This is a genomic window from bacterium endosymbiont of Bathymodiolus sp. 5 South (genome assembly GCF_900128535.1).
GTDB lineage: Bacteria > Pseudomonadota > Gammaproteobacteria > PS1 > Pseudothioglobaceae > Thiodubiliella.
In genome coordinates this window covers 1-2,680 of sequence record NZ_FQTR01000195.1, presented here as the reverse complement: position 1 = coordinate 2,680, position 2,680 = coordinate 1, and the positions used below count along the sequence as shown (strand labels likewise).

3 protein-coding genes are annotated in these 2,680 nt (G+C 39.0%); 1 reads left to right on the top strand and 2 read right to left on the bottom strand.

Annotated elements, in window-relative coordinates; genetic code table 11:
- Window positions 1-123: 123 nt before the first annotated feature.
- Together BBROOKSOX_RS09890 and BBROOKSOX_RS09885 are read right to left on the bottom strand one after the other, a co-directional pair.
- Window positions 124-804, bottom strand: a complete 681-nt coding sequence (locus tag BBROOKSOX_RS09890; protein ID WP_180323982.1) for a hypothetical protein — start codon at window positions 802-804, stop codon at window positions 124-126.
- 155 nt (window positions 805-959) lie between these two features.
- Complete coding sequence (locus BBROOKSOX_RS09885) at window positions 960-1,403, bottom strand: hypothetical protein (RefSeq protein ID WP_139661539.1); 444 nt, start codon at window positions 1,401-1,403, stop codon at window positions 960-962.
- Window positions 1,404-1,945: 542 nt separating this feature from the next.
- On the opposite strand from BBROOKSOX_RS09885, the gene BBROOKSOX_RS09880 reads away from it, so the two are divergent.
- Window positions 1,946-2,680: IS5 family transposase (locus BBROOKSOX_RS09880; RefSeq protein WP_139661537.1), on the top strand; the 735-nt coding region annotated here is incomplete at its 3' end.

Sequence of the window (2,680 nt, the reverse complement as noted above, 5' to 3'; positions counted from 1 at the left end):
TTTTTGTAAAATACCTAAGGTTTTTTGCGGTACTGGATAAAAAGCAGTTTTGTTGATTTAGATGGTTGGAAAAATGGGTGGTTTTGGTTTGTTTGGAGTGGTTTTTAAGGGGCGACTAATTATCTAAAATTGATACTTAGCGACTAATCTGGTATATCCGTTGGCGTTGCCTTCAATTGTAACATGAGTATTCTTATTAAATAAATGCTGAGCGTTAAGCGTGCCACGACCATTGACACTTAACAATGTTTTCTTGCTCATCATGTAAGATAACTCGATGTTGGTGCTACGGCGTAATTTTTCCAGTGCTTGATTCCCAGTGTATCCATAACCCTGATTGCCAGTGGCACCAAATATGCCACCAACCCAGCTCAATGCGTCTTCAGCCGCATCTGCAGTCCAATTCCAAGCGTCTTTTCCAGCGTTGCCTGTGTCATCTATTGCCTGACTCGTCCAGTGTCCACCGTCTTCAAGGGCTTTTCCATACCAAGTAACTGCTTTTGTTGCGGTTGCACAACCACCGGTGCTAATTGCCTCAACCCCTTTACAAGAGTCATTCGCAACATTTTTTATGTCTTCGGTTTTTGCCATCCAGTTCCCTGTGTCATCATAAGCCCCTTTTGACCAATCGACTCCAGTTTTTATCCAAGTTTCATCGTTCGAATCGGTTTCTGTCTGGGCAGATGCTTTATTTGCACTAGTGCTGGCGTTAGTGTTTTTATCGTTGCGTGTTTGATTTGGGCAAAGGTTTTTATTTGCGACGAGGTTGTCGCAGAATGTTGCGCCGTATCTGTCTTGCATCAATTTTTCAATTGCGTCTTCAACATCTTTATCCCTTTGGTCGAAATCAGGATCAGTGTCTGTTCTCTTAGTAGGCGGTATTGGTTCTTTATCGGTATTAACCGTTGTGTTGGTGGGCGGTTTTGGCTCAGCATTAATCGTTGTGCTGGTTGGTGCTACTAGATTTTTTTTATCATTGACGAGCTATCCCCATTTTTTTTGAGCTCTACAGCCCTTAACACCAATGTTGATGCTGATAATACGAATTTTCCATACTTTGCACTAGCGTAAACTGATCGGGTTTTTAAACCGTCCATCGCACTTAAACCCACCACACCAGACAACCCACTTTTAGTTTTAAAATCTTTGTTGATATCAAAGCCTGCGTTGCTATTGCTAAACCAAAGCGAATAGTTATACTTGCTTAATGTGCCTGAACTGCTAACACCAACGCCATTCACATGATTTTTTTTGTATGCCACATTTCTTTGCAAAAAGGCGGTATTGTTATTTCCAAATTTAAAGTTTTGTTGGCCTGCTTTAAATCTCATCTCGTCATTGCCAGCATTAGCACTCAATGACAGTACCAGTGCCACTATTAAAATTATCTTGTTTTTTTTCATATTAATATTCTCCATTTTTCAGTCTTGTTTGTATTGCCAGCATTGGCACCACAAAACCCGAATTAACGGGGTTGTTGAACACTAATTACTTTTATCGCTGAACCTAAATAGCCAACAACTGAAACTCCTATTAAACATAACCCTTTACAAGCGCTATTGTCCAGCACATCATAACCCATTAAACCAATGGCGGGCTTGCTCATTCTTAAACAGCTAGAGAATCTATCTGATGAGCGTATCGTCTTACCGTTTAAACGCAACCCTTATTATCAATGCTTCTAAAGATAAAGGGGACGCTACCCTTTTATTTTTTATTTTAATTTCTGTTAAAATAAACCTATACCAAGACAAGCTAGAATCGTATTTCCTAATACTCCCCATCACATTACCCAGCGAGGTAATCGTCGTAATGATGTTTTCTTTTGCGATAATGACAAAAATTATTATCTAGATTTACTACAAGAGACCTTTGCATAACCCAACCAAAAAACCACCAATCTGATAAAATAACACCTATCTAAAACACTCATAAAACACCCAAAATGTCTTGGAAAAACACCCAACAAAATTCATTTGCAGATTCTCTTGTTATTGAACATAAATCTCTATCAGAACTAGACGATGTGCATAACATCATTAACTGGGGCGAGATAGAACAAACACTATCCAATCTTTATACCTCCAAAACAGGTGCAAGCGCCTATCCACCCATAATGATGTTTAAAATCCTAATTCTTCAGGCTTGGTATGCACTTAGCGATGAAGCCTTAGAAAAACAAATTGCTAGAGATTTAATGTTCAGACGCTTCATAGATTTAAGTCTAAGCGAAGCAGTGCCAGACCATTCCACCATTTGGCGTTTTAGACAATTACTCAATACTGAAAATTTGCTAGAAGCACTACTAGAACAAATCAATCATCATTTAGAACAAAACAGTATTATTGTTTCTCTAGGTTCAATCAACATTATTGATGCCACCGTCATTGAAGCCAAGCAATCACGCAAACGCAAGGGCAAGAATGGCAACAACACTCAAGATCCTGAAGCCGACTATAATGTCAAAATAGCCGCTGATGGTAAACGAAAAACCACCTACGGCTATAAAATGCACGCCAATACTGATGAAGATGGTTTTGTTAAAAAGATGACTTACACCCCTGGCAATGTTCACAACTCAAAGGAGTTTGACAAATTGCTTGGTATCAACAAGCACAAGAATAAGAATAAGATAAAAACCTGTGGTGAAGTTTATGCCGATAGCGCTTATACTAACAAG